This window comes from Phenylobacterium sp. (genome assembly GCF_037138395.1).
Taxonomy (GTDB): Bacteria; Pseudomonadota; Alphaproteobacteria; order Caulobacterales; family Caulobacteraceae; genus Phenylobacterium.
In genome coordinates this window covers 1-7,561 of record NZ_JBAXIM010000125.1, presented here as the reverse complement: position 1 = coordinate 7,561, position 7,561 = coordinate 1, and the positions used below count along the sequence as shown (strand labels likewise).

The 7,561-nt window shown below is 67.7% G+C and carries 6 protein-coding genes; 1 reads left to right on the top strand and 5 read right to left on the bottom strand.

The annotated features are described in order from the left end of the window. The first annotated feature begins 97 nt into the window (after positions 1–97). The gene (locus WCJ52_RS10075) at positions 98–622 is read left to right on the top strand and encodes a hypothetical protein (protein WP_336903175.1); all 525 of its coding nucleotides are present in this window, start codon (positions 98–100) and stop codon (positions 620–622) included. A 23-nt stretch (positions 623–645) separates the two neighbouring features. On the opposite strand, the gene WCJ52_RS10070 is transcribed toward WCJ52_RS10075, so the two are convergent. From WCJ52_RS10070 to WCJ52_RS10050, 5 genes are all read right to left on the bottom strand, one after another. Beyond that, complete coding sequence (locus tag WCJ52_RS10070; protein WP_336903174.1) at positions 646–4,785, bottom strand: M10 family metallopeptidase; 4,140 nt, start codon at positions 4,783–4,785, stop codon at positions 646–648. Between the two features lie 105 nt (positions 4,786–4,890). Further along, entirely contained in the window at positions 4,891–5,964 is a 1,074-nt protein-coding gene (locus WCJ52_RS10065) for an NAD-dependent epimerase/dehydratase family protein (RefSeq protein WP_336903173.1), read from the bottom strand. Positions 5,965–6,018: 54 nt separating this feature from the next. Further along, entirely contained in the window at positions 6,019–6,459 is a 441-nt protein-coding gene (locus tag WCJ52_RS10060; protein WP_336903172.1) for a DUF2834 domain-containing protein, read from the bottom strand. 13 nt (positions 6,460–6,472) lie between these two features. Further along, positions 6,473–7,192, bottom strand: a complete 720-nt coding sequence (locus WCJ52_RS10055; protein WP_336903171.1) for an SDR family NAD(P)-dependent oxidoreductase — start codon at positions 7,190–7,192, stop codon at positions 6,473–6,475. A 46-nt stretch (positions 7,193–7,238) separates the two neighbouring features. After that, a partial coding sequence (locus tag WCJ52_RS10050) for an FAD-dependent oxidoreductase (protein WP_336903170.1) occupies positions 7,239–7,561 on the bottom strand: 323 nt, incomplete at its 5' end.

Genomic DNA, 7,561 nt, shown 5'->3' with positions numbered 1-7,561 from the left:
CGCTCACCGAAAACCGCCACCACGATCCGGATCAACGCCCCTACCCTGCAAGGCGCGGCGCTGGTAGATTCGTCGTCTCAGTTTCCGGAGCCCGATCATGATCCGCAATCCTGGCCTTCTCGCCCTGTCGGCCGCAAGTCTCTTCGCCCTGGCCGCCTGCCAGACCGGGCCGGACGGCATCACCTCGCCGACGGCGGCGGTGCGGGGCTTCTACGGCCCTTACAAGGGGGACTTCCGCGCGGCCGATGGCGCGCGCCTCAGCCCCGGCCTGGCCGCCGAGGTTGAGAAGGCCAAGGCGAACGAGGTGGAGTCCGCAGCCCGGACCAAGGCGGGTCCCAATCCCACTGACAAGCCGAACATCCTGGAGGGCGAGATGTTTGCGGGCCTCAGCGAGGGCTATACCAGCTTCAGCATGGGTCCCGCCCGGATCCTCGGCGACCGGGCCTCTGTGGCGGTGACCTTCGCCAACAAGGGCTACAAGACCCGCTGGACCGACGACGTGAAGCTGGTCAACGCCAACGGCTGGAAGATCGACAACGTCCAGTACACCGGCGGCTGGACCGGCCAGACCAGCCTGCGCGACACCCTGCGCCAGTTCAACACCCTGCCCGTCGCGCCCTGAGGGGCGCCCTGAGGGGCGTCCCGTCAGGCGGCGAGGATGAAGTCGCCGGCGGTCAGGATGGGCTTGACGGTCCCGAAGGTCGCCAGGGCGATGGCTGCGGCGCCGCCCAGGCCATCCGGGTCGTAATAGAGCGTCCCCGTGGTGGTGTCGTAGACCAGACGGTCGTCGGCATCGTGCGCTGAGGTGACCCCAGCCCCGGACCAGAAGAGGTTGGTACCCAGGGTACCGGCAGCGGACCCGGCAATGCCCGTGAAGGCCGCAAGGCTGAGCAGGAGCTTGTCGACCCCCGCGGCGAAGTCGGTGATCAGGTCCGCCTCCGCATCGGGCAGGCCATCGAAGCGGAAGACATCGGAGCCCGCGCCGCCAGTCAGCCGGTCGGCGCCGGTCCCGCCAGACAGGGTGTCGTCGCCAAGGCCGCCGGACAGGGTGTCCGCGCCGCCGCCGCCGCTGAGCAGGTTCGCGCCACCGCCGCCCGTCAGGATATTGGCCGCACTGTTGCCCGCCAGGTTGACCAGGCCCGCCGAGACCAGGACGCCGTTCTCCACTTCCGCCCCGAGGGTGAAGGTGGAGCCCGAAGTCGACAGCAGGAACTGGACGGTGTCCACGCCGGCGCCTGAGGTCTCGACCACTTGGTCGAGGGTGTCGTCGAGGATGTAGACGTCGTCGCCCGCGCCCCCGGCGAGGGTGTCGGCTCCAGCGCCTCCGTACAGGGTGTCCGCCCCATCCCCGCCCTCGATGCGGTTGGCCAGGGCATTGCCGGTGAGGACGTTGGCCAGGGCGTTTCCGGTGAGGTTGAAGGCCACGGCGTTATCAAGGATGGCGTTCTCAACATTCGCCGCCAGGACGTAGGTCCCGCCCGCAGCGGCGATGGCCACCCGCACCTGGTCGGTGCCGGCCCCCGCCGCCTCGACCACGGAATCCGACAGGGAGTCGATGATGTAGACGTCGTCGCCAAGTCCGCCCGCCAGGGTGTCGGCGCCGGCGCCGCCGGAGAGGGTGTTGGCGGCGCTATTGCCGGTCAGGACATTGTCCAGGGCATTGCCGTTCAGGCTGAAGGCGAGGGCGCCCAGAAGCTGGGCGTTCTCGACCTGGTCCTGGAGGGTCCAGCTTCCGCCGGCTGCATTGATGCCCACGAGGGCCAGGTCCACGCCACCGCCGGCCAGCTCCACCAGGGTGTCGCCGATGGAGTCGACCACATAGGTGTCGTCGCCCGCGCCCCCGATAAGGGTGTCGGCCCCGGCGCCGCCGTCCAGCCGGTTGGCGGCGGCGTTGCCTGTCAGGGTATTGGCGAGGTTATTGCCGGTCAGGTTGAAGGCGACTGACGAGGTCAGGATGGCGCTTTCGACATCGCCCGTCAGGCTGTAGGTCCCGCCCGCCGTGGCGATGGCGACCTCGACCTGGTCCCAGCCCGCGCCCGCCACCTCGACCACCAGGTCCGAGGCGGAGTCGATGACGTAGACGTCGTTGCCTGCGCCCCCAGCCAGGGTGTCTGCCCCCGCACCTCCATCCAACCGGTTGGCGGCAGCGTTGCCGGTCAGGCTGTTGGCGAGCCCGTTTCCGGTCAGGTTGAAGGCCACGGTACTGACGAGGAGGACGTTCTCGACCTCGGCAGCCAGGGTGTAGCTTCCCCCGACGGTGGCGACGGAGAGCTGGACCGTATCGGTCCCGCCCCCCGCCGACTCCGCCACCTGGTCGGAGAGGGAATCGACCAGGTAGAGATCATTGCCCGCGCCGCCGACCAGGGAGTCGGCGCCGCCACCGCCATAAAGGGAGTCGGCTCCGGCATCCCCCGACAGGGTATCGGCCGCGTTGGTCCCCGTCAGACGATTGGCAAGCGAATTTCCGGTCAGGGTTACGGCCCCTGCGCCCACCGCTTCGGCGTTCTCGACGTTCGCCGTGAGGGTGTAGGCACCGCCCGCGGCGCCGAAGTCCACCCGGACCTGGTCCAGGCCCATGCCATCCGCCTCGACCACCAGGTCAGACGCGGAGTCCACCAGGTAGAGGTCATCGCCGGCACCGCCCACCAGGGTGTCCGCCCCGCCCCCACCCGACAGGGTGTTGGCGGCGGCATTTCCGGTCAGCACATTGTTCAGGCTATTGCCCGTGAGGCTGAAGGCCAGGGTAGAGGTGACCTGGGCGTTCTCGAGGAAGGACGGGAGGGTCCATCCGGCGCCCGCGGCGGAGATGGCGATGTTGGCCGTGTCGGTGCCTTCGCCCGTGGACTCCAGAATGACATCGGCCGCGCTGTCGATGACGTAGAGGTCATCGCCGGTCCCGCCGGCCAGGGTGTCGGCGCCGCCCGCACCGGTCAGGGTGTCGGCACCGGCCCCGCCCTCGAGGCGGTTGGCCGCGTCATTTCCGGTCAGCCGGTTGCCCAGGGCGTTCCCCACCAGGTTGTAGGCGACCGTGCTGGTGATCATCGCCTCCTCGACCTCGGCCGCGAGGGTGTAGGTGCCGCCCACGGTGGCGATGGCCACCTGGACGAGGTCGGTCCCGCCCCCCGCCGCCTCGACCACCAGGTCGGAGAGGCCGTCGAGGGTGTAGATGTCGTTGCCGCCGCCGCCCACCAGGGTGTCGGCACCTGCGCCTCCGTCCAGTCGGTTGATGGCCGCATTGCCGGTGAGCCGGTTGTTCAGGGCGTTGCCCGTGAGGTTGTAGGCCAGGCTGGTGACGATCTCGGCGTTCTCGAGGTTGTCGCCCAGGGTCCAGGTGCCGCCGGACAGGTTCACCGCGACCTGCACCAGGTCGGTCCCGCCGCCGGCGAGTTCGACGATCCGGTCCGCCCCCGTGTCGACGACATAGACGTCGTCGCCAGCGCCTCCAGCCAGGGTATCGAGCCCACTGCCGCCAACCAGGGTATCGTTTCCATCCCCGCCGTTCAGCACATTGTTGGCCGCATTCCCTGTCAGGAGGTTGGCGAGGCTGTTGCCGTTGAGGGTAAAGGCCAGGGTGTTGACGAGGACGCCGTTCTCGATCTCTGCGCCAAGGGTGTAGGTCCCCGATGCGACATTGATCGCCACATTGACCGTATCCGTCCCGCCGCCAGCAGCCTCGACCAGCAGGTCATCGGTGCTGTCGACGATGTAGAGGTCGTCGCCGGACCCACCGGCCAAGGTATCGATGCCTGCGCCCCCGGACAGGGTGTCGGCGCCTGCCCGACCTTCGAGAAGGTTGGCGGCGGCGTTCCCGAGCAGGGAGTCCGCGCCCGAGCCGCCGATGGCGTTCTCGATCAACGAGCGCGGGTCATTGGCGTACTGGTAGGCGTTGTAGACATTGCCCTGAGCGAAGTGGCCATAGCCGAGGCTTGCGGTCTGGGTCGAGGACAGGAGGGAGCTGGAGCCCGGATTGAGGTTCACCTTCAGGGCGGTGGCGTAGGCCGAGAAGTCGTAGGTGTCCTTGCCACCGCCGTCCCAGATGGTCATGAAAACCCGGTTGCCCGCAGGGGTTCCCTGGAGGACCCCGTTGAGGGTCAGCCCCCCTGTGGTCGGCGACCAGGCGTAGACGGTGTCTCCCGACTGGGTGCTGAAGTTGGCGCCGTACATCGCCTGGAGGGCGGCGATGTCGTTCATCATGTAGGTGGTGGGGAAGTCGACAGAGCCGTTGGTGTAGCCCGTAAGGGGCCCGCCCGGGAAACTCCGGTAGCTCATCACCGTGAATTCCAGGGAGTCATGGTCCGCTGGCACCGCGATCCTGGCGGGCCCGCCCGCCTCCTGGGAGTGCTTGAGGCCAAGACCATGCCCGATCTCGTGAAGCATGGTGAGGTAGGCGTAATTCCCCGGCAGGGCGTTTCGGTAATCGTACCCCACGCCAAACCAGACATCCCCGCCGACCCCGCCGACGCTGGCGATCGGATAGTAGGCGTAGGCCGTCCTCACCGAGGGGTCGGAGGTCTGGCCGATCCGCATGTCCGCGATGTCGGTTCCGTTGTTCACGAACTGGGCGTTCGTATAGCTGCCGACCAGGTTGAAGGCGTTGATGGCGGCCTGGCGCTGCAGGGCGCTGACAGCGCTGAAATACTGGACCGCTGTGGGGTTGGGATAGGACGGGTAGTCCGAGGCGGAGTCCGGGAAGCTGTAGCTGATAACCCCCGTCCACTTGTAGCCCGAAAGAAGCCCGTCGACCTGGGCGTCGCCTGTCGCCCCCTGAGTCGTTTCCAACGCCACGCCCGAACTCCCGCCACATCTGCTTCAGATTCGAAAAGCAGGATGGGGCAGCAGGCTTAACAAGCCCGCCAAAGGACGCCGTAAATTCCTGTTAACCCTGTGATTTCAGGGCTTTGTAAAGCCTGTCCGAACCTTCGGGACAACACCGGCGACCGCTAGAAGGCTCTCCACACAGTCGCGGATGGAATCGTCCAGGGGGCGGAACTCGATCCCCGTCACGGCTTGGATCCGGTCATTGCGGAGGTCGGCCCGGGCCCAGACGGCCCGTAGTTCCGCCTCCCGCGCCTGGACCCGCTCGGGAAAGGAATCGGTGACCTCTGGCGTATCGTGGCCGATCTCCGGCAGGAGGCGGTCGATGTCAGCGCAAATGTCCTCGACCTTCCGCATGTCGGTGGACCAGGCGATGAACCGTTCGCCGTTGGCGACCTCGGTGCTTTCCAGGAGGCCGATATGGGCCAGGGCGTCATCGCGCACATCGACGGTCATCCAGGGCCGGTAGGCGCCGTTCTGGAAGTACTTTCCCAGCAGCATGGTCTCGATGTTGTGCTGCCAGGGGCCCATGTCCTTCTGGTGGGCGGAAAGGATGGGCCCGACATTGTCCCCCGGGCAGCAGGTAATGGCGTCCCAGCGGCCGCTGTCCTCTGCGGCGTCGGCGAAGGCCCGCTCGGCATGGAGCTTACCCATGGAATAGCCCTGGCCGCGATCCGGGGTTCGCTTGGGGTTGGACTCATCGGGGTACCGGTCCTCGTAGAAGACCGGACGGCGGACGACCTCGAAGATGTCGGCCTCCGAGATCACGGCGGCGATCGAGGAGGTCAGAACCACCCGGGTGACCGAGCCTGACGCCTCGACGCTGCGGATGATGTGGTCGCAGACCCGGGCGACGTAGGCCTGGTCCTCGTAGGTGCTCACGTGGGCGATGTGGGCCACCCCATGGCATCCCCGGAAGATGTCGTCGTAGCAGCCGTCCTGGTCGAGGTCCGCAGCGTGCAGGGTCAGTCGGCCCGAAGCGTAGCCGGGCATGGCCTTCAGGAAGGCGGTCCGCCGGGGATCATCGATGTCGCGCACGCAGGCGCGGACCCGATAGCCCTTGTCGAGCAACAGACGGACCGTCCAGCCTCCAAGGAATCCTGCCGCCCCGGTGACGGCCACGGTTCCGCGCCTTGGAATAGGTGCCATGTCTTCTTCCCCTGTCGTGTTGGAGACACAGAAGGGGCTCCCTTGCCTCGCCTGTCAAATGAGTCCGGCGGCGCGAACCCCCAGGACCAGCAGAACCAGAGCGAAAGCCGACAGTATGCCGAGTCCCAGGCCATCAAGGGGGCTGGGGCGGCCCTCGATCTCTGGCGGGGTGCGGAGCGCCAATTCCCGCGCGGCGAGGAACAGGGGGATGGCGAAGGCCATGGCCAGGGTCCATCCCATTACGGGAAAGAGCCAGACGCCCTTCATCCGGCGACGGCGGCCTTCGATGACCATCCAGATCGAGGCGCTCCAGCCGACAATCAGGATATCGAAGGCGACGGAGCGCGCGCCGGGGTTGGCCACCGTGCCGCGGAGGAAGTCCGTGAACCCGCCCGAGGACGCAGGACCAAAATAAGCGAGGTTCTGACTCCAGGTCAGGACCAGGCCGACGAGGCCCAGGACCAGGTAGACCAAGGCGAGGGAACGGCTCTGCATGGGAACTCCGGGTTCAGCGCACGTAGCTGGCGCCATTGATGTCGAGGACGGCCCCCGTCATCGAGGCGGGCGCTTCGAGGGCGAGGAAGGCGACGGCGGTGGCGATCTCCTCAGGGTCGGCGACCCGGCCGAGGGGAATGTCGGCGAGCAGGCCCGCGCCGCCGCGGCTGGCGAGGTAGTCGTCCGCCATGCCGGTCAGGGTGAAGCCGGGGCAGACGGCGTAGGCCAGAACGTCACGGGCGGCAAAGCCCCGGGCGATGGATTTGGTCATGGCCACCATGCCGGCCTTGGAGGCGGCGTAGTGCCAGTGGGCGGGAGAGTCGCCCCGATAGGCCGCGCGGCTCGCGACATTGACGATGCGCCCACCCCCCGGCCGTTCGAGGAAGTGGCGCACGGCGAGGCGAGACAGGTCTGCGGCGGCCTTCAGGTTGATCTGCAAGGTCCGAGACCAGGCCGCATCCCAGTCCTCGTCCGGGAGATCGATACCCGCTGGCTCGAAGACCCCTGCATTGTTGATCAGGACGTCAATCTGGCCATCCAGCTGTTCCAGGGCCCGAGACCAGAGCTGGCCCGCGGCCTCCGGGTCCGCCAGATCCGCTCCGAGGACTGCGGGAGCGCCTGCACGGCCGTGACCGATCACCCGCGCGCCCTTACCGGCAAGGGCTGTGGCGATTGCCGCACCTATGCCCCGGGTGGAGCCGGTGACGAGGACGTGGGGGCCCGTGACGCTCATGCGACCAGCCTAGACTCCGCCGTTACGGACGCCAAACGCCTTCGCGTCAGCGCGGCAGGCGCGATGTCCCCATCAGGAAGGTGTCCACGGCGTGAGCGCACTGGCGGCCCTCGCGGATCGCCCAAACCACCAGGGACTGGCCGCGCCGCATGTCGCCGCAGGTGAAGATGCCGGGCATGGAGGTCTGGTAGGAGACGGTGTCCGCCCGGATAGCGCCGCGGACGTCGAACTCAACGCCAGCCTGTTCGGTGAACCCGGACTTCCGGGGGCCAACGAAGCCCATGGCCAGGAAGACGAGGTCAGCCTTCAGCTGGAACTCGCTGCCGGCGACTTCCTGCATGTGCTGGCGGCCATCGGTGCCCGTCACCC